21 protein-coding genes are annotated in these 24,430 nt (G+C 39.3%); 8 read left to right on the forward strand and 13 right to left on the reverse strand.

Features of this window, described 5'->3' with window-relative positions; all coding sequences use genetic code 11:
• Positions 1-74: 74 nt before the first annotated feature.
• The 3 genes from AC0IWE_RS13090 to AC0IWE_RS13100 all read right to left on the reverse strand — a co-directional run bounded on the left by AC0IWE_RS13090 (position 75) and on the right by AC0IWE_RS13100 (position 1,879).
• Positions 75-641 carry a LytR/AlgR family response regulator transcription factor gene (locus AC0IWE_RS13090; protein ID WP_471793382.1) on the reverse strand — a complete coding sequence of 189 codons (567 nt, stop codon included), beginning with the start codon at positions 639-641 and terminating at the stop codon, positions 75-77.
• Between the two features lie 8 nt (positions 642-649).
• Positions 650-808 carry a hypothetical protein gene (locus AC0IWE_RS13095; protein ID WP_471793383.1) on the reverse strand — a complete coding sequence of 53 codons (159 nt, stop codon included), beginning with the start codon at positions 806-808 and terminating at the stop codon, positions 650-652.
• Between the two features lie 63 nt (positions 809-871).
• Complete coding sequence (locus AC0IWE_RS13100) at positions 872-1,879, reverse strand: sensor histidine kinase (RefSeq protein ID WP_463493079.1); 1,008 nt, start codon at positions 1,877-1,879, stop codon at positions 872-874.
• 206 nt (positions 1,880-2,085) lie between these two features.
• Between AC0IWE_RS13100 and AC0IWE_RS13105 the strand changes: the two genes are divergently transcribed.
• Positions 2,086-4,503 (forward strand): TonB-dependent receptor domain-containing protein, encoded by a 2,418-nt coding sequence (locus AC0IWE_RS13105; RefSeq protein ID WP_471793384.1) that lies wholly within the window; start codon positions 2,086-2,088, stop codon positions 4,501-4,503.
• 119 nt (positions 4,504-4,622) lie between these two features.
• On the opposite strand, the gene AC0IWE_RS13110 is transcribed toward AC0IWE_RS13105, so the two are convergent.
• From AC0IWE_RS13110 to AC0IWE_RS13155, 10 genes are all read right to left on the reverse strand, one after another.
• Positions 4,623-5,918, reverse strand: a complete 1,296-nt coding sequence (locus tag AC0IWE_RS13110) for an esterase-like activity of phytase family protein (protein ID WP_055910480.1) — start codon at positions 5,916-5,918, stop codon at positions 4,623-4,625.
• Positions 5,919-6,059: 141 nt separating this feature from the next.
• Positions 6,060-6,962, reverse strand: a complete 903-nt coding sequence (locus AC0IWE_RS13115; RefSeq protein WP_471793385.1) for a metallophosphoesterase family protein — start codon at positions 6,960-6,962, stop codon at positions 6,060-6,062.
• Positions 6,963-7,075: 113 nt separating this feature from the next.
• Complete coding sequence (locus tag AC0IWE_RS13120) at positions 7,076-8,935, reverse strand: alkaline phosphatase (RefSeq protein WP_471793386.1); 1,860 nt, start codon at positions 8,933-8,935, stop codon at positions 7,076-7,078.
• Positions 8,929-10,452: a RagB/SusD family nutrient uptake outer membrane protein gene (locus tag AC0IWE_RS13125; protein ID WP_471793387.1), complete on the reverse strand. Its 1,524-nt coding sequence runs from the start codon at positions 10,450-10,452 to the stop codon at positions 8,929-8,931. The genes AC0IWE_RS13120 and AC0IWE_RS13125 overlap by 7 nt, the downstream gene beginning before the upstream one ends.
• A gap of 11 nt (positions 10,453-10,463) precedes the next feature.
• Complete coding sequence (locus AC0IWE_RS13130) at positions 10,464-12,878, reverse strand: SusC/RagA family TonB-linked outer membrane protein (protein ID WP_471794038.1); 2,415 nt, start codon at positions 12,876-12,878, stop codon at positions 10,464-10,466.
• A complete protein-coding gene (locus AC0IWE_RS13135) occupies positions 12,796-13,764 on the reverse strand; it encodes a carboxypeptidase-like regulatory domain-containing protein (RefSeq protein ID WP_471793388.1) in 969 nt (322 codons plus the stop codon). The genes AC0IWE_RS13130 and AC0IWE_RS13135 overlap by 83 nt, the downstream gene beginning before the upstream one ends.
• A gap of 171 nt (positions 13,765-13,935) precedes the next feature.
• Complete coding sequence (locus AC0IWE_RS13140) at positions 13,936-14,883, reverse strand: FecR family protein (RefSeq protein ID WP_471793389.1); 948 nt, start codon at positions 14,881-14,883, stop codon at positions 13,936-13,938.
• Between the two features lie 63 nt (positions 14,884-14,946).
• Positions 14,947-15,510: an RNA polymerase sigma factor gene (locus AC0IWE_RS13145; RefSeq protein ID WP_471793390.1), complete on the reverse strand. Its 564-nt coding sequence runs from the start codon at positions 15,508-15,510 to the stop codon at positions 14,947-14,949.
• A gap of 428 nt (positions 15,511-15,938) precedes the next feature.
• Positions 15,939-16,943, reverse strand: a complete 1,005-nt coding sequence (locus AC0IWE_RS13150; RefSeq protein ID WP_471793391.1) for an LLM class flavin-dependent oxidoreductase — start codon at positions 16,941-16,943, stop codon at positions 15,939-15,941.
• A 129-nt stretch (positions 16,944-17,072) separates the two neighbouring features.
• Positions 17,073-17,555 (reverse strand): GNAT family N-acetyltransferase, encoded by a 483-nt coding sequence (locus AC0IWE_RS13155; RefSeq protein ID WP_471793392.1) that lies wholly within the window; start codon positions 17,553-17,555, stop codon positions 17,073-17,075.
• A gap of 107 nt (positions 17,556-17,662) precedes the next feature.
• Here AC0IWE_RS13155 and AC0IWE_RS13160 point away from each other — a divergent pair, with 107 nt between their 5' ends.
• The 7 genes from AC0IWE_RS13160 (at position 17,663) to AC0IWE_RS13190 (ending at position 24,414) form a co-directional block, all read left to right on the forward strand.
• Positions 17,663-17,896: a hypothetical protein gene (locus AC0IWE_RS13160; protein WP_471793393.1), complete on the forward strand. Its 234-nt coding sequence runs from the start codon at positions 17,663-17,665 to the stop codon at positions 17,894-17,896.
• A gap of 62 nt (positions 17,897-17,958) precedes the next feature.
• Complete coding sequence (locus AC0IWE_RS13165; protein ID WP_471793394.1) at positions 17,959-18,561, forward strand: hypothetical protein; 603 nt, start codon at positions 17,959-17,961, stop codon at positions 18,559-18,561.
• A 104-nt stretch (positions 18,562-18,665) separates the two neighbouring features.
• Positions 18,666-19,166: a hypothetical protein gene (locus AC0IWE_RS13170; RefSeq protein WP_471793395.1), complete on the forward strand. Its 501-nt coding sequence runs from the start codon at positions 18,666-18,668 to the stop codon at positions 19,164-19,166.
• Positions 19,167-19,604: 438 nt separating this feature from the next.
• A complete protein-coding gene (locus tag AC0IWE_RS13175; RefSeq protein ID WP_471793396.1) occupies positions 19,605-19,733 on the forward strand; it encodes a hypothetical protein in 129 nt (42 codons plus the stop codon).
• The gene (locus AC0IWE_RS13180) at positions 19,696-22,539 is read left to right on the forward strand and encodes a PAAR-like protein (protein ID WP_471793397.1); all 2,844 of its coding nucleotides are present in this window, start codon (positions 19,696-19,698) and stop codon (positions 22,537-22,539) included. Before AC0IWE_RS13175 ends, AC0IWE_RS13180 begins: the two co-directional genes overlap by 38 nt.
• Positions 22,499-23,176, forward strand: a complete 678-nt coding sequence (locus AC0IWE_RS13185) for a CHAP domain-containing protein (protein WP_471793398.1) — start codon at positions 22,499-22,501, stop codon at positions 23,174-23,176. Before AC0IWE_RS13180 ends, AC0IWE_RS13185 begins: the two co-directional genes overlap by 41 nt.
• Positions 23,173-24,414 (forward strand): hypothetical protein, encoded by a 1,242-nt coding sequence (locus AC0IWE_RS13190; protein WP_471793399.1) that lies wholly within the window; start codon positions 23,173-23,175, stop codon positions 24,412-24,414. The genes AC0IWE_RS13185 and AC0IWE_RS13190 overlap by 4 nt, the downstream gene beginning before the upstream one ends.
• Positions 24,415-24,430 lie beyond the last annotated feature (16 nt).

Here is a 24,430-nt window from a genome sequence, read left to right on the forward strand (position 1 = left end):
TTTTTTACCATTAAGGAGTTAAGAAGATTAAGAACGCGCATGTTTAACAACATAACAATTAACCAATCGATTAATTAGCCGTTTTTCTTGCCTTCCCTTACTACTTTGAAAAACTCTTCTTTATAGGTTTCGCCAATTGGAATCGCCTGGTCGTTAATGTAAACGGTATTACCATCAATCATTTTGATTTTTTCAATAGAGATGATGTACGATTTATGAATGCGGTAAAATGGTGGCTGAGGCAGTTCGGTTTCGAGCTCGCGCAGTGCCTGGTAAGTGATAATTCTTTGGCTGGCGGTATAAACCGAAACATAGTTTTTCAGTCCTTCAATGTACAGGATGTCTTCGTAATCTACCTTGATAAATTTATTCTTGGTATCGCCTTTGATGAAAATAAAATCATTTCCTTGTGCAACTTGCTGAACAATCGTTTCCTGCTGTACAGGTACCACAGGTGCTAAAATTTGCTGCGCCTTGGTGGCTGCCTTGTAAAAACGTTCGTAAGATATTGGTTTAAGCAGGTAATCCACCACGTCCAGATCAAAACCTTCCAATGCATATTCGGGATAAGCTGTGGTTAAGATTACCTTACACTTGCCTCCGCAGATTTTCAGGAACTGAATCCCCGTCAATTCAGGCATCTGGATATCTAAAAAACAAGATCTACTTTTCCTTCCTGAACCAGGTTAAGTGCTTCAAAAGCATTGGTAGTGGTTCCAACCAATTCTAAAAATGGTGTTTTATTGATAAAAGCAGCAATAATATCTGAAGCGTAAGCTTCATCATCAACAGCAAGGCAACGGATCATATTAGGGAGTTATGGTTTGGCGATTAGCAGTAATTAAACTTATATAACGATACAAATTATCATTTACAGATTTAAAATCAAAGTGCTTTTATAAGTATTGCTATTGTTAGAAATCAGTAACTCATGTTTATCAGGATAAATCAGATCCAATCTCCGGTGAATATTCACCATCCCTACCCCACTTGAATGGTCTTTTTGTGCATGGCTGATCTTATTGCTTACCTCAAAACTTAAACGTTTGTTTTGCACCTTTAATTTAATGCGCACTGGCTGGGTTTCATCATTTACCACGCCATGCTTAAAGGCATTTTCTACAAATGGAATTAATATCAGAGATGCAATTTTTTGATCGGTAATGCCTTCGGTAATAAAATCGACATAAAATTTTGGTTCGAAACGCATTCTGAAAAGGGCCACGTAACTTTCCAGATATTCAACCTCTTTATCTAAACTTACCTTCCCATCCGGACTATCGTTCAGGGTGTAGCGCATCAAATCAGACAAACGCAATACTGCATTGGCCAGTTTATCCGAAACGGGAATAGCCAATGAATACACATAGTTTAAGGTATTATACAGAAAATGAGGATTGATCTGCGATTTAAGAAACGACAGTTCTGCTTTAACCACTTCTTCTTTAAGTTTTCGGTTAACCTGCTCTGATTTAAAACTCTGTTCAATTCCATAAGCGGCGGCGGGGGTTACAATGAAACCTAAACTCCAATAAATATTATCAGAAATGTAGGCCCAGGCAGTTGTGCGGTCGTCGTAATTATGAAAACCAAACCATTTTAAATAAAGCACTTCTTCTATTAAGTACCTTAAGGCAATAAAAACCCCGATGGTAAGTATAATGCCTCCGATTAACTGGGGAACTTTATTTTTCTTTAAAAACCTTGGATATACCCATAGGTAGCAGATGTAGAACTCTATCAGTTGTATAAAATTCATAGAGATACTAAAGGCCGATTTGTTAAAAGTAATGCCATCAATTAAGTATCCTCCATAAAAATAACCCAATACAAGTACCCAGCACAGAATATGGATAGAAATGATTTTTATTGTTTTCATGTTCTAAAACTATGCAAAGCTTTTTTAACTGCCTATTTTCTTATTCCAAACCTGTAAATAATTATCCCAACCTCTACATTTTAAGGATCAACACCGTTTAGCAGTGAAAAAAGCATTGGGATAATATTTTAAGGGGTTGGGATTATATAATTTTCGGGCTGATGCAACCTCTTCATCTTTGAAACGTCAATTATAAAACAAACACGATGATGAATATTTTATTTAAAACTGCTCTTTTTCTATCCCTTATTTTCACTCTGCAATCTACCTTCGCTCAAAACATCAAAGTAAGCGGAACGGTTACCGATAAAAGCAATAAAGCACTCGATTATGCTTCTGTTGCTCTCATCCATTTACCAGATTCGGTTTCAATTGCTTTGCAGGCAACCAACCAACAAGGCTTGTACGAGTTTAATCATGTTAAAAGTGGCCGGTACCTGATAAAAGCGTTAATGATGGGTTACGGTAAAAATGAATCTGCTGTTTTTGAAGTAAAAGATTTGGCGGTTAAAGTGCCTTCAATTGTACTCACAGATCGTTCAGAAAATTTGAAAGAGGTAAATATTAGTTCCAAAATGCCTGTAATCGATCAAAAAGCGGATCGGGTTATTGTAAATGTGGAGCAAATGAATACTGCTGGCGATAATGCTTTGGAAGTAATCAGCAGATCGCCGGGTGTTAAACTGGATAAGGATGATAACATTGTGCTTAAAGGTAAAAAGGGTATTAACGTAATGATTGATGGCAAATTGAGCTACATGTCGGGCATGGAGTTAACCACCTACTTAAAATCTTTACCAGGTTCGGTGCTAAGCAAAATAGAGCTGATTTCTAACCCTCCATCTTCTTTTGATGCTGCCGGAACCGGAGGTATTATCAACATTAAACTGAAAAGAAATAAAATGCAGGGCTTTAACGGAAACGCAAATTTAGGCGGCGGTTATGGCCGTTACGAAAAAGTTTACGCAGGCACCAACCTTAATTATAACATTGGCAAAGTAAGCACTTATGTACGTTTAAATGCAGGCCACTATAACTCATTTAACAGGTTAACACTAAACCGTACCATCGGCGATGAGCAATACAACCAGGTAAATTTCTGGCACCCGGTAACAAACAGTTTAAATTACTCTACAGGTGCCGATTATTTCATCAATGAAAAACATACGCTAGGCGTTATGGTAAAAGGTTTCACTGCGCCTGAAGAAACCAAAGTAAACAGCAATTCGGTAAATTATAATGCAGCCGGGGCAAAAATGGGTGGAACATCAATGTTCAACCCGCAAAGCAACACCGAAAAAAACCATGCATTTAATTTAAATTACCGTTTTAAAACAGATACACTGGGTGGCGAACTGGGTTTTGATGCCGATTATGTTCAATACGATAACAGTAAAAACGAAACCTTTACCAACAATTACCTCAATGCCAATGATCAGTTAATTGGCAACCCGGTTGATCTCCGCAACAATGGCATGGGCAAGGTATCCATCTATTCGGTTAAGGCAGATTACAGCTTAAACTTTAACAAAACATTAAAAATGGAAACGGGTTGGAAAAGCAGCTGGGTAAAATCGCAGAGCGATGTGCGTTTTGATTCGTTAAAAACCGCTGGCTGGATTAACGATCCCCGCCGTACCAATTTGTTTTTGTATAATGAAAACATAAATGCGGGTTACCTTTCGCTTGATCAGAGTTTTAAAAACGTACAGATCAAAGCCGGCTTGCGTGCTGAGCAAACCTTGGGCGATGGCAGCTCATCAGGCACCAATACCACAATAGAACGAAAATACTGGAAGCTTTTTCCAACACTTTTTGTTTCATACAAAATCGATTCGAACAACCTGGTTACCGGAGCCTACCGCAAAAGCATTAACCGCCCTTCATACAGCAGTTTAAATCCTTTTACCTTTTATACCGATCCTTATACCGCATTACAGGGTAACCCACTGCTACAACCCTCTTATGCAAACAGCCTTGAATTTAATTATTCATTAAAAAATTTCAGGGTACTTACATTAAGTTATTCGGTTGGCAGCGAATCCATTTCGGAGGTGATTTACCAGAACAATACCACTAAAGAAAGTATCTCCAGACCAGAAAACCTTAACCGTACGGTAAGTTTTTATGTAGCCACAGGAAGCCCATTTGATGTAACAAAATGGTGGAACAACAATACAGAGGTTTCTGCCGCTTACAACAGTACTTCTTCGCCGGTACAGGGGGCAGGATACAATGCATCGTCATGGAGCTGGGGTTTTAGTACCGATAACACCATTACCCTACCCAAAAACTATAGTATTTCGGTTTTTGGTTTTTACGAATCGCCTTCGGTATCCGGATTGTTCCACAGTTTAGAAAGTTATCAGATTAATTTAGGTGCTAAAAAAACCTTTTGGAAAAAGAATGCAACGGTTTCATTTAAGGTGAATGATGTTTTTAACACGAGCAAGTTCAGGGCAAACCTGGCGTACAACAATATCAATACTTTTTGGCAGAACGAGTGGGAAAGCCGCAAGGTAAGCCTGAGTTTTACCTATAAATTTGGTAACATGAAAATAAAAACTGCCCGCAACAGAAGAACCGGAACAGCCGATGAAGAGAACAGGGTTGGTAAGAATTAAATCAGGTAGGTTTGGTATTGTCGCCATTCCGGCGCAGGCGCGAATATTAATGCAAAATGCTTTAAAATTCCCAACCCGATAGCTATCGGGTTGGGAAATGATGAATCACTCCAAATATCCTAAAGCTTAACTTTCACAAAATACAATCTGTTCCGATCAACTGAATTGGTTAATGGCAGAATTTTCTGTGCAAAACCACTAGCGCCATTATCTACCACACCAAAATCATCATCGTTAGAAATTACAAGGATATTGCCCGGTAATAAAGCCAGTCCTTCTGCTTTATCGTGGGGATAAACTGAAGGCAGGTCTTTTAAAAGGTCTAAAACAACAGTTTTACTAACAGGAGTTATGCCTGCGCCACTTAAACCGGCAGCATTATTTAACTCTTCTACCGTTTTGCCTCCATATAGTTTACCTGTAGCACCATTCGCAGCATCAGAAATATCGGTAGCTCCACTAATGTCAATTTTAAAAACCTTTTTAAATGCTGCCGGATTGGAAGCCGCACCACCATACAACCCATCACGCTCGATAGTTAAAAAAGTTGTACTGTTAACGGCCACAATATCGCTTACACCTGTTAAAGAAACATTATCCATTAGGTAAGCATATTGTTTAGTTGCTCCGCTTGCAATATCGAAAGTCAGAATCCTTAATACAACTGAATTGGCAACAGCATTTTTTGAAGGATTGTACATTGGCGACTGCATCATACCCACTAATGTTTTCCCATCAGGAGTAATGGCAAGGCCTTCCATACCACGGTTTGCTCTTCTATTGGCAAATACTGCCGGAATTCTTCGTCCACCTGTACCAGTTCCGAAGGGATTAATACGTTCTATGGTTTTGCCGGTAGCATCAAAATGTGCAATATGAGGACCATACTCATCACTGATCCAAAATGACCCGTCAGCAGCCCTTACCAAACCTTCAGAATCGATACCATCGGCACTTGGTGCAATTACCTGTCCGTTTAAGTCGTAGGCCGTTTCTCCCGAAGCACCCATTCCGGCGGGATTCGGAAGTCCGTTTAGTTTATCGCCACTGGCATTTTTCAGGTATATGGTTTCTTCAAGAATTAGTTTACCGTCTTTCAATCTGAATTTTCCGATCTGAGGATCAAAATCCGGCTTGCCGATGATGATTGAGTTTGCAATCTGCCCGGCAACATTCGAACCCCTATCGGTTAACATATAAAAAACATCAGGCGAATTGGGATCAGCAGCTACCGCCGAACCAAAGCCACCATTGTACACCTTTACGCCAGCAGCGGTAGTGAAAAGTACCGGAGGATCGGCAACTTCTGCTACATTGGGATAAGTGAGTGCTGTTGGGGTTTCTTCGTGGTTCTTTTTACAAGATACCATACCGATAGATGCCGCAGTAATTAGGGCAAGTAAATCTCTTTTCATTTAAATGGAATAATTTTTAAACAAAGCAAGGATGTAAATATGAAGGCAATGTTAAGTGAATAACAAGAATTGATGTGTATGCTTGTTACATTGGCAAGAAAAATTAATCTGTATTTCCGTGGCAAAAAACCAAAAAAGCCGTCAGTAATTCACATAATGTTCTTCAAAACTGCCATCATCGTATAAATCTATCAATCCATAACCTGGTGCGGTTTCTCTCCGGTTACCTTCCCACCAGGCACCAGATACTGCACCGTTGCAGAGATAGGTTACATTGTTGTAAACCACTTTATCGCGCATGTGCAAATGCCCGCTTAAACATAACTTTACATTTGGATGCTGATAAAACAGGTTGATGATTTTAGCGGTATCGGTGTGCATGTCGCCACCCAACATGGTCCATTTATTTACAATATTGTCTTCTATCATCAGGAGCGCAGTAAGTATAGGGATATGCGACATCACCATTACTGGCATACCTGCACTCGTTGTATCAAGTTCATTTTTTAACCACAGCAATTGTTCTTCGCCCAGCTTACCAATGTACCAGGTATTGTCGATATCAAGATGAGTACTGTCTAGCACAATAATTTTCCAGCCATTTTGCACCATACTATAATAAGGCTTGGCCAGCTGCAACTTATCCATGGCATATTTTTTTCCGTAAAAAGCATCACCTTTTGTGTTTTCATTCCACCAGATATCGTGGTTGCCCAAACAGTAGCGTACAGGCAAGCTACATTCGTTTTTCATCGTGTCGCCTACCAGTTTCCATTGATCGTTTATGGTAGCGATATTTTCTTTATTCATATCAAAAACGATATCACCTCCATTTAATACCAAATCTACTCTTGGCGATTGATTTTGCAGGTGGTGCAGGCATTTAATAAATTTTGCAGGTGCATTAAATTGGTTTTTCAGGTGTACATCCGTAATATGCGCTACCCTAAGCACGGGCTTTTTATAAGCTGCTGAGGAAATTGCGGGCAGCGTAGGCAACAAAAATAGCCCACCAATATTTTTGAGTGCAGATCTTCTTTCCATTATATTTTTTTATTGCTTCAAAATTAGCATTGCAATGTTGCCTTAACATTAAGCTAAAAAAAAGCGGTGCATGCCATTATACACATGCACCGCTTGGCTGATCTTACCAATTATTACCTGGCCAGATGATAAGCGTTTATGATTTTATGAAAAATCGTATTATTAGGGTAAACGCCGTTAAAATATTGCGACCCTGGTCCGTAGGCAAACACCGGAACCATTATACCCGTATGGTCATTGGTACTAAATTCGCCGCGGATCATCCCTTTTTCTGCTGAACCATCCAAAAGTGTCAACCCTCCGGTTTCATGGTCGGCGGTAACAATTACCAATGTTTCACCATCCTCATCAGCAAAGCGCAGTGCTTCGGCAATTGTGCGGTCAAAATCGTGCAGTTCTGTAACCAGGTAAGGTAAATCATTTGCATGCCCTCCGTAATCAATTTGTGCTCCTTCTGCCATAATGAAGAAACCGCGTTTGTTTTTTGCTAAAATTTCAATTGTATGCAAAAGTGATTGTTTCAGCATATCTCCTCTGCCTTTAATCACCGGTCGGGTAGCAGAATCAGCAAGCAATACCAACTGTTTACCCTGGTTTTGCTTTTTAAAATCAGTCAGATTATCTGACAACTGATAACCCTTTGTTTTAAGCTGCGGCAAAAGCTGAGCATTTTTATTCTGCTCAAAAGCTTTACGGTTGGAACCGACCAAAACGTCGGCTTTGCTGGTTAAGAGGTCGTTTGCAATAGCACCATTAAAAGCACGATCGAGCTGATGCGCATAAAAAGCCGCTGGCGTGGCATCTGTAAGATCGCCTGAGCTAATGATGCCACATTTTATTCCAAAACCGGCCAAAGTATCTACTAAATTCGTCTTTTTCTGATCATCAGGCCCCATTCCGATGTAGCGGTTATTGGTTTTAACACCTGTAGCCATTGCGGTACCACCCGCAGCCGAATCGGTGTTGCCGGCATCGGCCGCAGCAGTTTCTGAAAACCCGATTGCATGGAACTTTGCCATATTTAAATCACCATGGTTGGCAATTAACCCTGCGTGTATGGCTGCAAGGCCCATTCCATCTCCGATTAATAAAATGATGTTTTTGGCTGGCTTATCTGCTCCGTCGGTTTTGTAGGTTGGCGTATAGGGTTTGTAAGGAGTTTGATTGGTATAGCTTAACTTATCCTGATGAAGATAAAAATCTTTCAGTTTATTTGGGTTATCGGTATTAATCCAGTCTGCACCAAACCTTTCGAGCACAATCCAGGTATTTGGACTATCCTGAGTGGCCCAAAACCTGAAAGGCTTTCCTTTGCGGTGTGCCTGCATTATAGCTGCTTTCATCCTGGCCTCGTCGGTTTTGGTGGGGTTGCCTTTGCCATTCCATGTGGTATGGTTTTTAAGGTCATCACTGATCATTGCTACCCTGGCCAGTTGTGCCTCGGTATAAATGGTTGTCGGCCTTCCATCGAATGATAATTTCTCATCATAGTTTTTAAAATCTGCCGGAAGGGGCATATCACCGCTAATTACAATCTTTATGGCATCAGCATTGCTTTTCACATCAAATACCGCGGCATAATCATCTAATTCTTTCAGCAATACAGGCAAAACATGTTTATAATCTTCCTTCACATCAATAACAAGTTGCAGTTTCGAGGCTGCATTTGCATAAGGATGATTCCCATTTGCTTTAAAGCGTTGCGCCAGCGGATCGAGATAGATTTTTTTCAGTGTAAAATCAGGCTTAATTTCCGAAACTTCATGCGCTACATAGAGTGCTCCATCTTTTAAAAATACATCTGCTTCGATAGAGCCCATTCCGGCATAATATGCTGTTAAAAGGGGGATATCTTGTTTGTAATCATTGTGGCTATGTCCACGGTTTGCATCAAGTTTAAGCTGTGCAGATGCGCCCTGCAGCCCCAATAGTATTGCCAGGGCTGCAAGGTTTATCCATAATTTATTTACCATCCCGGGTTCTGTTTAATTACGCCAGCACTGTTGTCAATTTCTCTTTGTGGTACTGCCCAAACATCATGAACCTGTGGATTAAAGGTTCGGGCCGGCCAGATTACAGTTCCATCAAAATCGTGTAATGGTTTAGCATAAGTGGATTGCGCATCGCCCCACCTTACTAAATCGCGGTGACGATCTGCCCATTCGCCTGCCAGTTCGTTACGGCGTTCGCGTTTAAGATCTTCGATTGTCATTCCTGTTTTAGCACTTAAACCTGCACGCAGCCTGATTTTGTTCAGTTCAGCATCGCCTGCTCCAGCGCCACTAAGGTTAATTGCGGCTTCTGCTTTAATTAATAAGACCTCTGCATAACGCATTAGGGGTACATTTAAATCTGTTGTTCCGTTATCGCCATTCGGATTAACGTGTGTTGGAACTGGGTTGGCATAAGAAAACGGCTCCATGTACTTTTTAAACTGGTAGTTTGATGTTGCTCCTGCATCTTTGGTAAAACTGCGTTCGGCACCGAAAAACATAAATTTATCGCCAGGTTTTAAAATGGTGGCTTCACGGCGTTGATCGCCCGCTTCGTATGAATCGTAAAGCTCTTTGGTTGGCAGATAATAACCCCAGCCATTGTAAATTCCCCAGGCTTTGTTGGTTAGCATAACACCCGGAAGCTTGCTTCCCCAGCCTGTACCGCCACCACTTGGCGTACAAACCACCGACCAGATATATTCTTTAGACCAATTGTTTGAGGCTTTAAATACATCTGCAAAATTAGTTTTTACTAAATCATGCTGACCTGAAGTAATTACCATATCGGCATATTTTGCTGCATTGGTATAATCTTTTTTGTACAGATACACTTTAGCAAGGTAAGCCCAGGCTGCGGTTTTATGTGCTTTGCCATAATCGGCTGCTTTCATTGCTGAAAATAAAGGAAGGTTATCTGCTGCTTTTAATAAAAGCGAGATGATGTAGTCGTAATTTTCATTTACGTTTTTTGCACGGGCAATTGGTTTGGCAGCGTCGGTATCTGGCGTAACGATTGGCACCCCTGCTTTATCATTTCCATAGTTTGCAGCCAGCTGAAAATAAACCAAACCAGCATTAAAATAGGCATCGCCAATGATCTGTTTTTTTAGGCTTTCATCCATTGTAATGCCAGGCACATTGGTAATGATATCGTTGGCGCGTTTAATAATGGCATAACGCATACTCCACTGGGTTTCGGTATAACCTCCGCCAACATAGGTACGATTAAAGTTTTTAATGTTATCAGCCTCTGGTTTATTACGTCCGGTAACCATATCATCGCTGGCATTGATAAACCAGAACATTCCTCGACCGTAAAAATCTTCTGCATTATAGTTTTCATACATGCCGCCTTCAGCTTTCAGTGCATCTTCTTTTGTTTTCCAGAAATTCTGCGCTGAAGGAGATCCTTCTGGTACAATATCTAGTTCTTTTGTGCATGAAGAAAAAACAGCAAGTGCTGCAAATGCTATATATTTTAAATTCTTTTTCATTATTGTTGTGATTATAGATTTACACTTAAACCAAGGATAAAGCTTCGGGCCTGCGGATAGCGGCCAACATCTACCCCGTTATTGTCCATTCCGATTTCTGGATCAAAGCCTGAATAATTGGTGATGGTGAAAAGATTGTTTGCTGTAGCATAAATTCTTACTCCACCTGTTTTTAATTTGCCAGCAATAGATTTTGGCAAACTGTAACCAAGTGTTACGTTGCGGATACGCAGATATGAGCCGTTTTCTACATAAAAATCCGAAGCTGCAAAGTTTCCGTTGGCATCACTGGTTGATATTATCGGCACTTTGCCTCCTGGGTTTTCCGGCGACCAAGCATCCAAAATTCCTACCAGTTTGTTATAAGATGGTCCGGCAGCACTGTAAGTTGTACGCTTTACAGCATTAAACAACTTATTGCCCTGTACGCCCTGTGCAAAAATGTTGAAATCGAAGTTTTTATAGCTTGCATTAAAGCTCAAGCCATAAGAAAAATCCGGGTAAGCACTGCCTGCAAAATAACGGTCGTTACCATCAATTGATCCATCGCCATTAATATCTACGAATTTAAAATCACCTGCTTTTGCATTAGGCTGGATTTTAGTTCCCTTTGCATTTTTATAGTTATCAGCTTCTGCCTGACTTTGGAAAATGCCATCTGTTTTTAACACAAAATAACTATATAGCGGCTGGCCCACCCTATTGGTAAGTGGTGCAACCTCATTGCGGAAATTGGTAGCAACTACCTGGTTTTCTATACCGGGAATAAGTTCTTCTATTTTGTTGTTTATTTTTGTTAAGGTAGCATTTACCGAGTAGGTGAATGCTGCATTTTTATCACTGTTGTAAGTTAAACCCAGTTCGATACCTTTATCTCTTACTTTACCTGCATTAATAATTTGCGTATTTAAACCTGCGGTTCCGGGTAAAGTTCTGGTTAGGATCATTTTATCGATTTCTTTAATAAAATAATCTGCAGAAAGGTTTAAACGGCCCAATACGGCTACATCAACACCAAGATTGGTTTGTTTGGATTCTGCCCAGGCAATGTTAACATTGGCCAAAACGTTTTGAACATAACCATTTTGCAAAGTTGGCGTTTGCCCGAAGTAACTTTGTGTTGGTGCCAATAACGGGTTAACCGCATCGGAAGTTAGCGAGGCTAAATTGCCAAGAAAACCGTAGCTGCCCCTTAATTTCAGTTCATTTAACCAACTCACATTTTTAAGAAAATCTTCTTTGCTGATGATCCATCCGGCTGAAGCTGAACCATAATTCCTGGTTCTGTTATTTTGGGTAAGTAAAGATGAACCATCGCGGCGACCGATTAACGATACCAGATATTTTTCGCGGTAGTTATAATTTGCACGTAAAAATAAGGATGATAAGGCCTGCGCGGTATAACCGCTTGAGGATGGCTGTATTACTGTGGCATTCATTAAATACCTGTACTGCGGCGATTCATCATCAAAACCGGCACCTGAAGCGAATAAACTTCTATACTGTGTTTTTTGAAATGAATAACCTCCGGTAACATCCAGCTGGTGGTTACCAAAAGTATTTTTATAATTTAATACTTGTTCGGTTAAGAAATCATTATTGCGGTTACTGCTTTCCTGCAAACTATTGCTCAATACCGGCTTTCCTACTTCTGGCCTTTTAGGTGTAAAACTTTTAAAAGAAGCATCTGTTTTGGTAATGCTTAAGTTAGACCTAAATGTTAAACCTTTGGCCAGTTTAATATTTGCATAAGGATTAATTACCAATACATTTATAGGGTTATTGATATCGATGCGATTTAACTCTGCTACAGGGTTAACAATATCACCATAATCTCCGGCATATGGCCCTGGCAAACCGGCAAAGCTGCCATCGGCATTATACGGTGTTCCGTTGGTTGGATAATAAATTGCAGAAAGTAAGGCCCCCGTATAATCGCTGCTGGTGTTGGCACCATTTCCGTTGGTACTGCTGTAAGAGAGGTTTTCGCCAACTTTTAACCAATTGGTAACCTCATGCTCGGTATTAATTCTAAAGTTATAGCGTTTGCTTTTGGTATTTAATACAATCCCTTCTGCATTGCGGTAATTGAAGCTTAGGTAATAGTTGGATTTTTCGCTTCCACCGTTTATAGCAGCATTGTAATCCTGCAATAAACCTTCTCTAAATACTTCATCCATCCAGTTGGTGCGGGTAATCTGCCCATCGGGATATTTCGTAGCATCAAAGGCAGGCAAAATGGTGGTTCCGCCGTTTTTAGCAGCTGTTGCGGCCACTTGTGCACGTTGCTGTGCATTTAAAGGTTCTAGTTTTTTCCAGGCATTTTGCCAACCAACCTTTGCATCAAAACTGATCTGCATTTTGCCGCTTTTGCCCTTTTTGGTGGTAATTAATATTACGCCTCCCGAAGCTCTTGCCCCATAAATTGCTGCAGATCCGTCTTTTTAATACCGAAATGGATTCAATATCATTGGGATTTAGCTGTGGTGTACCTGTAAAAATAGATCCATCGATTACATAAAGTGCATTTTCACCGTTGATACCGCCAGAGCCACGAACGTTGATACGCGGCATAGATGTTGGATCACCACCCTCATTGGTAACAATTACACCTGGGGTTTTTCCGGCAAGTACCTCCCCTACACTGTTCAGCGATCGGGAAGAAAGTTTATCCATCCCTACAATGCTGATTGCGCCCGTTAACGTTTCTTTTTTCTGCGTTCCGTAACCCACTACCACTACATCGGCAAGTGTAGATCGTTCTTCACTTAAAACCATGTTAATCACCTGGCTTTCGCCCACTTTTATTTCTTTAGTACGGTACCCGATCATCGAAAATGAGAGTACGGCATCTGCCCCCACCTCAATGCGGTAAGCACCGTTGCCATCGGTTATGGTGCCGCTTTGTGTACCCAATACTTTAACTGAAACGCCAGGTAAAGAAATACCTGTAGAATCTTTTACTATCCCGGTAATTACTCTGTCGGGTTTATTAAATACTGCATTATTGAGTATGATGTAGTCGCCTTTTTCTAAAACCTGTAAACCAAGTCTATCAAGTAACGATCTTACGGGCTCAGTGGTAAAATCGCCGCTTACATACGTGTTTTTCTGCTGCAACTGGTCAGGGTTGTACACAAAACTCAATCCCGTCCGCAATTCGATTTCTTTGATAATTTCGGTCATCTTACGGCCTTTGCCAATCGTAATGCCCACCGTTGTTTGCGCTAACTTTTGCGCCATACCTGCCGAAGCCAGTATTGAGCTGCAAAATATGCAGAGAATTGAAAATGTTAAACATGAGTATTTCATGATCTTATGAAGCGCTGGAGTCCTCTTAGGGGAGGTTGTTTTCATTGTTTAATTTGTTTGATTTTATTTATTTGTAAAGCTTTAATTGTGCTGACTTTTTCTGCCAGAAAGAAAGATTACGGTGGCCGATCTGATCGGTACCGCAGATGATTGTTGTATCATATCCTTATCTCATCTGTATATATTAAATGTTTTATGGTTTTTGGATGCATTGAATTTTAGGTGGTGCAAACTGCAGATGATATCCAGAATTTCTTCGGGCGATTGCCTGCTGCTAAAAACGGCCGTAGTTTTAAGTTTATTCAAAGCGGTATCACTCAAAGAGATTTTAATGCTGTACACATATTGGAGTTTGTTGATCACCTGCCCCAACGTTGCGCCTTCAAAAGCAAGTTCTACAAAGGCTGCCGCTTTAAACTTGTGGATTGATGCACGGCCGCCATCTTTATCGTAGGTTAAAAATTCATCTTTAATCAGCGTGCCCAGATTTCCATTTTTGTTGCTTACCGAAACTTTTCCGGTAACTACAGCAACCTCGATGTGTTTACTGGCCTGATAGGATTTCACTTTGAACGAGGTACCCAACACCCTGATATCAACACCCGATGTGGTATGCACCGTAAATGGTCTTTGCTCTTGGTGGGCAATGTCGAAAAAAGCTTCGCCCTCTTTTAGTATGATGTGGCGACTGTTTGAAGAAAATATTTTTGGGTAGATAATTTTTGCTGAAGGGCCCAGCATAACCACCGAACCATCGGATAAGGTAATGCGTTTCTGCTCTTTACTCCCCGTAATTACGGTAAGTTGGTTTCCGTTTGAACTTACCGGTAAACTGCTTTTCCAAATGCTTAAACCAACTGTAATGATAATGAGTGCGGCTGCTGCAATCCTGACAAAAAATTTAAGCTTAAATACTTTGTGATGCTGAGTTTCATTACGCATTGCCGCCTTAAGGTTAACGAGTAGCTGCGCTCCAATTGCTGCTTTACGGTCGGCAGCCACTTCAACTTTTTGCTGATCGAGCGCGGCATACCATTCTTCAACTTTTTTTTGTTCTTCCGGATTTGCCTGCTTATCGAGGAATTTCTGCAGCAGCTCTTTTGCCTGTTCTTCTGTCATTTAAATACATGTCAGTTGAAAAGCAGATCGGTACTAACCAAAAATGTTATGGATACATTAACTTTATGTTAAACCAATCAGCATGGCGATTAACAGGATAAAGGAAAGGCTTTTTTTGAGCAGTTTTAAGGCTGCAGAGATTTGATTTTTCACCGTTTGTACAGAAACGTCAAGTTCTGAAGCTATTTCTTTTATGGATTTTTCCTGTTTCCTGCTCATCGAGAATACCAGTTGCATTTTCTCCGGGAGGAGCGCAATAGCGGCATCAACTTCTAAATGGAGCTCTTTTAAAATCAGTTTATCATCCGCAGCGGCTGTATGCTGTTTATCCATGAGCATGGAAAGTGCATTTTGATGCTGCGCTTTAGCACTGCCCGATCTGAAATAATTAATCACTTTATATTTTACTGCGCCATGCAGGTAGGCGCCTAAACTCGCTGTAAGGTTTAAGGAAGTGCGGTTTTCCCATAGGGAGATGAAAATTTCCTGTGTAATATCCTGTGCGAGTGCTTCATCACCGGTTTTTTTGAGGGCAGCATCAAAAACATCTTCCCAATAAACCTGGTAAATTTCTTCCATGGCCTGATGGCTTCCGCACTGTAAAGATGAAAGTAGGATTTCGCTCAAGGGATGCTGCTTTATTCGCAGCAAAGCTAGCGGCCTTATATTCCCTTATTATTAATAAATCTTAAAGTGTAGATGTTATTGATGGAAAATCTTCGATGGAGAATGAAAAGGATTCTGTGTTCACCCTAAATATCTGCGGGGGACTTTAGGCGATCGAGGTTGCCAAAGATTCAAGAAGTTGCCGCAGCTTCTCAATGGGTTTTATTCTGTGCCCTCTGTGATCTTTCTCTGTGAACTCGGTGGTTAATGGCGGAAAATGCACATTGAAAAGTATCCTGCGCTCAACCTTAATATCTAGATCATTAGGCGATCGAGGTTGCCAAAGATTCAAGAAGTTGTCGCAGCTTCTCAATGGGTTTTATTCTGTGCCCTCTGTGATCTTTCTCTGTGAACTAGGTGGTTAATGGAGCAAAATAACGACCTTTCTTTTACCCAAATAATGCTGCAAATATTTTATTCGAATGCAATTTTGCCTGATGATCGTAAATATGCGAGGTACTCATAATCTCATTTACACCATACTTTGTAACAAAAGCCTCTAAATTTTCTTTAATCGTTTCTGCACTGCCTATAAAAGAGTAATACAGCATTTGCTCTACTGCTTCTTTTTCCATGCGGTCCCAATATTGATTGATATCATCTATCGCTGGTTTTAACAACTCTCTTTTGCCTGTAATCACACCCAAAAACATGCGCTTTACCGAGCTTGATAAACGGTCTGCTTCCTCATCAGTATCGGCAGCCACAACATTTACACAAGCCATTACATATGGTTCCTGCAAAAATACAGAGGGCTTAAAATTATTTCTATAAATAGAGATGGCCTGTTCAAAATAAGTTGGCGCAAAATGACTCGCAAAGGCATAAGGCAACCCTTTTTCAGCTGCTAAACGCGCACTATCGGTACTAGAACCTAAAATCCATATCGGAATATTCAATCCTTCCCCAGGAATAGCCCTAACGCTTGCGCGGCTATTGCTGGCAGAAAACAATTGCTGCAATCTTTCTACATCTCTGGGAAAATTATGGGCCGCGTTAAAGTTTTCGCCACGGATAGCCATTGCAGTAACCTGATCGGTACCTGGTGCCCTGCCCAAACCTAAATCAATCCGGTTTGGATAAAGCGAAGCCAACGTACCAAACTGCTCGGCTACAATTAGAGGCGCATGGTTAGGCAGCATAATCCCGCCAGAACCCACACGGATACTTTCCGTTCCGCCTGCAATATAGCCGATGAGTATTGCCGTTGCAGAACTGGCTACACCAGCCATATTATGGTGCTCGGCAAACCAATAGCGTGTATAGCCTAAACTTTCAGCTTGTTTGGCCAGATCAAGACTGGTTTTAAAAGTATCAGCAGCAGTATAACCATCTAAAACAGTTGCAAGATCGAGTACAGAGTAAGGTATATTTTTTAATAAGTGATCAGCCATAACTTAAAAGGGATAAATGTAGATTGCAAAAATATCCTTAATTAAACCAACTCACCACCATCTTAATTATAAATGACGTTGAGCCAACACTAAAACATTGCAATGATAAATCAGACCTTATTGAGTTAGCTAGAGTACCAATAACATCCAAACATTGCAGGCAAAATGCCCCGAATTGCCCAAAGGAGCCGATAGCTTTTTGAAACCTGTTTTTTCATACATGGCAATAGCAGTGGTGAGTTCGGGAAACGATTCGAGATAAATTTCATTATAACCAAAATGCTGTGCAGACTCAATGCTCTTCTCCATTAGCATTTTACCAACGCCTTTTCCCCGTGAAGCTGCCGATGTGTATAACTTTACAAGTTCCACGCAGCCCGCAGGCAACCCTTCGGTAGGATAAATACCGCATCCGCCGATAATTTCACCATCTTCTTCTGCAAGCCAATAGGCCGATCCCGGATGTTCAAAAAGGAGGGATAACCGATCAGTTGTAGGGTCAGTATAAACCGTACCTGGTTTATCGATCTTAAATTCCTCTAAAATTGTCCTGATCATTGCTGCAGTAGCCACATTGTCTGCTGCTGTTATCTTTCTGATGTTAACGGCCATATTGTTTGATTTTTTTCGGTAAAGTTAAAAAATGAGACAAATGCTTCATAAAAATAGCAAACAAAATACACCTGGATTTGATTTATTAATATAAACAGATTTATACCATGGAAAACGAACAAGAAAAAACAACGGCCGAAAACAACGGTAACCATCCAAAACCCACTGATGATGTACAAATGAACATAGAAACGGTTATCCCCTCTACAGAAAAGGCGGTTAAAACTGAAAATGATGCTGAAGAAAATAATGATGAACAAACAGAAACAGGCAGCGATAACCAGCAAGAGGGGAATCAAAGTGATGATGGTAATGTAGAAACTGTTACGCCTGAAGCCTAACTTATTTTGTTAAAGCAGCAATGCAGCTGAAATAGTTTTACTATTTTGGCGTTATGAATAGCATGAAAGAAAAATTATTGCTTTTCCTGGTAGCCATCAGCATTTTTGGATGTGGGGTAAACAGGCAGGCACAGCAAATAAAAGCCCTTGAAAATTGCACCTATAAAATTACAGGTGTACAACAGGTAAGCGTTGCAGGCACAGATGTAAAAAAGTTAATGGACCAGCAGAGTTTTAGTTTAACCAGTTTACCGGGTGTGGCCTTGGGTTTATTGAGAAAAGACATACCGTTAAGGGCAAACCTTAATTTAGAGATCACCAATCCATCTGCTAACCTGGCGGCGATTAACCAGTTCGAATACAAAATACTGGTAAATAACACCGACCTGGCAGAAGGAACAGTAAACCAAAATGTAAGCATTGCACAGGGACAAACCGTTACGGTACCTGTTCAATTGGTGAGCAATATTTATGGATTGGTATCAAATGGAAATGTATTTAACGACATCATTAAAGCAGCCCAAAAAGGATCATCTTCTAAAGATGAGAAACTGGGTTTATTAACCATCAAAATAAAGCCCACTTTTATGTTAGGCAATACACCGGTTAAATATCCTGGATATATCACCATCAATAAAGACATTAGCAGTAAGATATTATTGTAATAAATAGCCAATTTAGCTATTAATTAAATGGGTCAGGTTTTAAAAAACTTGACCCATTTTGTTTGCCGTTACAATCAAACTTCCAGACGCTGAAGCTGAAAGTATTGAAATATTTTAGAAATACTCATCTTAAAAATTGGGGAAAAATTTCCCCACAAAACCTATTTGGGGAAAAAAGTTTAACCAGTTTACCGGGTGTGGCCTTGGGTTTATTGAGAAAAGACATACCGTTAAGGGCAAACCTTAATTTAGAGATCACCAATCCATCTGCTAACCTGGCGGCGATTAACCAGTTCGAATACAAAATACTGGTAAATAACACCGACCTGGCAGAAGGAACAGTAAACCAAAATGTAAGCATTGCACAGGGACAAACCGTTACGGTACCTGTTCAATTGGTGAGCAATATTTATGGATTGGTATCAAATGGAAATGTATTTAACGACATCATTAAAGCAGCCCAAAAAGGATCATCTTCTAAAGATGAGAAACTGGGTTTATTAACCATCAAAATAAAGCCCACTTTTATGTTAGGCAATACACCGGTTAAATATCCTGGATATATCACCATCAATAAAGACATTAGCAGTAAGATATTATTGTAATAAATAGCCAATTTAGCTATTAATTAAATGGGTCAGGTTTTAAAAAACTTGACCCATTTTGTTTGCCGTTACAATCAAACTTCCAGACGCTGAAGCTGAAAGTATTGAAATATTTTAGAAATACTCATCTTAAAAATTGGGGAAAAATTTCCCCACAAAACCTATTTGGGGAAAAAATTCAACACATTATTACTGATCTATTAACACCTATTTTAAAAATAAAAATTTTAAAATAATCTTTTTTAGTATCATTCAGCTGCGCTACGCTATATAAACACCTCAAAGTAAAGGAGATTACGAATTGGCAGCACCACGGTAAAATGTATGGTTTAACTTTTGTCTAGTTGATTAATGTCAGGCATGCAATCAAATCTTTTGGTTGTTTTAAATGGCAAAATTTCATGATCTAACTTTTAGACTTATTAAACATATTCAAAAATGAATTGGAGTACAGATCCTGAACCGGTTGACAGGCAAGAAAATGCCATAGATGATGATACTGATGAAATGGCTACATCAAAAGATCCTTTTGTACAAAAGGCAGAAGAGGCATCGGCAAAATGGTGAAATTACCGAATTGCTGGTGTGCCATGGTGCAAAATGCACTTGTGATAAGGCAGTAGATCCAAGCCCGAAACAATTAAAGGTTCTTAGTCATAACAAATATGTAATTAACGATAACGGGGAAAATAAATTAATCGCAACCACTTTAGAAAACAAGGTATTAAACATCAATTTCGGGCAATGCAAAGTACCTGATCCCAGTAAACCAGTGCCCTGTACAGCCCGTTTACAATGGAAAGATTTTTATGAAAAGGTAGAGCTGCCAAATGGAGCATATGTATTAACCGATAAAAGCACGGCTCTGTGCACGGCAAAAGGTGGAAATGTAAAAATTGTTCAACATGGTCAACAGGCACTTGTTACCCAGCAGGAACTGGAAAATGCAAAAGCAGGCAGTTGGTCTGCAGATGGTCCCCTGCTTACCGAAGAGCTTATTTATACCCAGCAGGAAGCCAAAGATGAAGATTTAGATGGTGCTACAGTGAAGTCAATATCACCATTGACTTACGGCGCACAACAGCCAATAAACACACCAATTACCTTTAAAGCAGATTTCGAAGGCGAACCAACAAAGGCCAATAAACAAGGTGTAAACTGGGTAGTTTACGATGTTAACGGCACACCCTTGCAATTGCGCAATGATGCGGGTGAAACACTGACAATAACTTTTAAAAAGGCAGGGGTTTACCTCATTGAAGCCTCTGGAAAAACAAATGGTGATAAAAAAGTAACCAGGCCTTTTACGGTTAAAGAAAATGAGATTGAAACCGTAACCACACTTGATGGGAGAACTAAAGTAAGGGTAAATATACCAGTAGAATTCAGACTTAAAAGCCTTTTCCAATCAGTTGTACTTGCGGGCGATATCAGTACCATCACCTGGTCGGTAACCAAAACCGGAGGTGTAGGCATTCCAAATCTGTTAATCCAAACCGGGAACCTCACCAGGGTTAGCTGTAATGATGAATGCAGTTATGTTGTATCGGCCTTTTTTAATGGTGTTGCTAAACAGTCTGAACAAATTTGGGCGCTAAAAAACGGGATTACATCGGTTGATACTTCCATTAACAGTACAAGAATAAAAGAAAATGTAGTTTTCAGTGTAAAACACCACTTTAAAATACAACCTGCATTACCACAGGAAATTGCCGCAATAAAATGGATCTGCAAAGATGGAGAAGGCAAGTTAGTCGAAGCTTTTAAATCTAAAACCGGTGAAACAATTTCGCATCAGTTTGACGAACCCGGAGAATATACCGTGCAGGCTTATATGGTTCAACCCAGCGCAAAAGCAGCTGTTAAAGTTATTGTAGCACAGCCCGAGATGATACTGGCGCAATGGGAATATCCCGAAGGCGGTAAAAAAACAAAAACAGGATGGGGAGAACCAAATCACGCATTTATTAAATTTAAAGCAGCAGATGGTATTACCGTTAATTTAGAATATGGTTATATAGATCACACAGGAAAAGCGATTGCCATACACATAATTTCAGGTTTTAAAATACACAACGACGAAATACCCGATCTTGCTAAATACCATTTTATCCCTAGTGCCGATCGATACAGGAAATTGTTAAAAGAAGGGACAGCGTTTTATTTCAAAGTATATTCTGCAGATAAAAAATACGAAATCTTAAACGGTAATTTTCCTCAGCCGCTGCAAAAACTGAAACTGGTAACCGGCGAAGAAATCGTCAGCATTGAGTTTTTGACAGACAATAGGCAGGTTATACAAGCATTGTATGGCAGTAAAATGAAATGCCGCATTCGCACGCGAAACCTAAGCGCAAAAAATGTTTCAGTTAAAATATATCGAAAAGAGAGTCGGTTAGGGCTTGATAACCTCAGAAAAGACGCATTAGTACATCATAAAGAGTATCCAATAAGTGCAGGCGGTGTAATCGAATTTGATTTTACACTGGCCAAAAGCTGGGAAAAAAGCTATAGCGAAAAACTGCACCGTTTTTATGCCGTAATAGATGAAATGGAATTTATGGGCATTAGCAATACTTTAATGGCCTTTAAAAATGATGTGCCTGCAAACGGCGGAAAAGCGTTAGTGGGGATTGGGCGACAGGAAGGAATTACCCATAGCAACTGTCCGAGATGTAACAGGGATATTACTACTGCCGAACTCAAGCAGATTTTTAAAGATGCAGATGCTGTTACACTCTCAACTGTTGCTGAAACTTATAACAAATATATGTCCGATCTGGGTATGAATACTTGTTGGGTTAAAGCACATTTTTTCGCCCAAATAAGGGTAGAATCAGGTTCCAAACTCCATGTAAAAAACGGAGAAGATATGAATTATAGCGCAGATACCCTTCTAAATGGCAACCTGAATAAGAATACAGGAAAAAGAGACAAACCACCTTTCTCCTATTTCACAAAACATCCTGAAGACGCCTATAAATACGGAAGAACCAAAACACAGGCTGCAAATCAACAAATGATCGCTAATCTCGCTTATGCAGATAAAAATCGAAATGTAAATAACAGGATCGGTAATACACAGGAAGGAGACGGATGGAATTTTAGAGGCAAAGGATTGATCCAACTCACAGGAAGAGAAAATTACAGCAAGGCAAATGCATATACTTTAAAATATGAAAAAGTAGACATTCTCAAAAACTCTGATCTTGTTGCCAAAGACATTAAAATTGCAGTACTAACCTCGATGGCATTTTATAAATGGAATGGGCTGATTGCGATGAGTAATGGTAAGATGAAAAATTTGAAAATTTCTAAAGGAGTAGGTAATAATGTTGGCGATAGTAATATTCAAAAAGCAAAATGCATTTAACGATTTTACTTCAAAAATATTTAACATCAGTAAATGCTCTTGGGGTAACACAATAAGTTTAAAGTCAACTGGAAAAAGGGCTCCTTGGATGATTTTTGCATTGAATGAGGTTGGTCAGAGAGCAATTAAAGGAACCGAAAATAATAAAAGAATATCAGAATACTTTAATTCATCAAGCAATGGAAAAGGTTCAGATGAGGGAACAAACTGGTGTGGGGCATTTGTTAGCTGGTGTTTTAAAAATGCAGGATATAATCCTCCTTCATTATCATGTAGAGCTTCTATGTGGCAGTTTTGGAAACAGTCTAAACCAATTTATGGAGCCGCTGCAGTAATCGATTGGGGTGCTAATGGTTTAGCAAAGCGAAACGGACAGAATTTTGCCGTAGGTGGTGATGGGCATATAACCTTCGTTATAGGCATTAGCAAAGATGAAAAATATTACTATTGTATAGGTGGAAATCAAGGTGGGGTAAAAGGGGCCCGAGAAGTCAGTATTTCGAAGTATCCAAAAACGGTAATTGATTGGTTTGTTATACCACCTGATTACTCACCCGAAAAAGAAGAATATAATTTAAAAATAATGAACAATGCGACGGATATAGGAACTGAATCAACAACTAGAACAATAAAATGAAAAGTGTAATAAAAAAAACAGCCATATACATAATCATAGTTATAATATCTTCTTGTCAAAATGAGAGGAAATCTTCCTTCAAAAAATTTAATAAGTTAACTATGGAAATTTTAAAGAAACAGATTGAGGCAGGAGCTTCTGCCGAGAAATTCGAAACCGACTTTCCATATTACAAATATTCAGAACAGGATCTTCTAGCTACTATTCCAATTTTAAAGGAAAAAATGAAATCTTCAGGATTTACCTTCCTAAATGAAAAAGAATTTAACTTGAGAATAAAAGAAATTTTTGGAGAAACAATTAATCAAATTTCTGATCATTCCATCCGTATTTTAAATTCAGAGAATATATGCAATAAAAAATTAATTTTTAGCAGAAACGATCTTTCAATCGAATCTACTCCTTATGTGTTTTATATTATTAAAGAAGATAAGATGTTAACTGAACTATATGCACTTCCTGAAATCCTGAACTATCAAAAGACTTTACCCGAGATATCTTCATTAGAGAATTCGTTACCTTTAATAAAAACTGATACAGATGGCGAAAAAATCAAAATATATCTATGGAAAGATGTTGAATTAATTAATTCAAAAAGAGAAAGTAATCTTCAGAGATTTGTGCACCGCAATAAATATCTTTTTAACAATGATAAAGCTAGTTTAGCTTGGTTATTAAATAATGATCAAGCTTTCTTAAAGATCCTACTTCTTAATTTTGGTTATGATAAAGAATCGAAGGTAAATAAAGTAGTGCTCTCATCTTTACTGGCTGAAAATAACAATTCTACAGAAATTATAGGTCAATTCTTTTTTAAGAAAGATTGTAATAATATACTGCAAATTAAAAGAGGATTATTAAAATATGTTGAAGATAATACAAGTTCGAATGATAATAAATTGATTTATGCGTTAGGTTACTTTATGGATGCTTTATATTCTGATGACTTAGATAAAATCTTCGAAGAAGATCCTTCAAAAAAATTCACTCCTTTAGAAAAAGCAGAAATTGTAGCCAACATTGCCAATATAGAAAACCCTGCAATAGAAAAATACAAATCTGTAGAATCATCGCTAGTATGGAACAAGGCTGGTTCTTCCTTATACAATCTATCCGTTTCGCACCCTGAAGTGATCAAATTAATAGAAGATAACAATTATTTTGGTTTGCCTAAGATGAAAGAAATCATAGCAAAACTTCAAGATGAAGCACCACCAACAGGCGCAGATCCCGAATAGATAAAAAAAATGCCCT

It is taken from the genome of Pedobacter sp. AC402, assembly GCF_979252805.1.

Coding starts and splice junctions, on each gene's coding strand:
- AC0IWE_RS13140 (WP_471793389.1), bottom strand. CDS start 14,883: ATGACAGAAGAACAGGCAAAAGAGCTGCTGCAGAAATTCCTCGATAAG.
- AC0IWE_RS13110 (WP_055910480.1), bottom strand. CDS start 5,918: ATGAAAAGAGATTTACTTGCCCTAATTACTGCGGCATCTATCGGTATG.
- AC0IWE_RS13175 (WP_471793396.1), top strand. CDS start 19,605: ATGAATTGGAGTACAGATCCTGAACCGGTTGACAGGCAAGAAAATGCC.
- AC0IWE_RS13100 (WP_463493079.1), bottom strand. CDS start 1,879: ATGAAAACAATAAAAATCATTTCTATCCATATTCTGTGCTGGGTACTT.
- AC0IWE_RS13135 (WP_471793388.1), bottom strand. CDS start 13,764: ATGAAATACTCATGTTTAACATTTTCAATTCTCTGCATATTTTGCAGC.
- AC0IWE_RS13155 (WP_471793392.1), bottom strand. CDS start 17,555: ATGGCCGTTAACATCAGAAAGATAACAGCAGCAGACAATGTGGCTACT.
- AC0IWE_RS13185 (WP_471793398.1), top strand. CDS start 22,499: ATGTTGGCGATAGTAATATTCAAAAAGCAAAATGCATTTAACGATTTT.
- AC0IWE_RS13165 (WP_471793394.1), top strand. CDS start 17,959: ATGAAAGAAAAATTATTGCTTTTCCTGGTAGCCATCAGCATTTTTGGA.
- AC0IWE_RS13160 (WP_471793393.1), top strand. CDS start 17,663: ATGGAAAACGAACAAGAAAAAACAACGGCCGAAAACAACGGTAACCAT.
- AC0IWE_RS13115 (WP_471793385.1), bottom strand. CDS start 6,962: ATGGAAAGAAGATCTGCACTCAAAAATATTGGTGGGCTATTTTTGTTG.
- AC0IWE_RS13105 (WP_471793384.1), top strand. CDS start 2,086: ATGATGAATATTTTATTTAAAACTGCTCTTTTTCTATCCCTTATTTTC.
- AC0IWE_RS13095 (WP_471793383.1), bottom strand. CDS start 808: ATGATCCGTTGCCTTGCTGTTGATGATGAAGCTTACGCTTCAGATATT.
- AC0IWE_RS13150 (WP_471793391.1), bottom strand. CDS start 16,943: ATGGCTGATCACTTATTAAAAAATATACCTTACTCTGTACTCGATCTT.
- AC0IWE_RS13120 (WP_471793386.1), bottom strand. CDS start 8,935: ATGGTAAATAAATTATGGATAAACCTTGCAGCCCTGGCAATACTATTG.
- AC0IWE_RS13190 (WP_471793399.1), top strand. CDS start 23,173: ATGAAAAGTGTAATAAAAAAAACAGCCATATACATAATCATAGTTATA.
- AC0IWE_RS13090 (WP_471793382.1), bottom strand. CDS start 641: ATGCCTGAATTGACGGGGATTCAGTTCCTGAAAATCTGCGGAGGCAAG.
- AC0IWE_RS13125 (WP_471793387.1), bottom strand. CDS start 10,452: ATGAAAAAGAATTTAAAATATATAGCATTTGCAGCACTTGCTGTTTTT.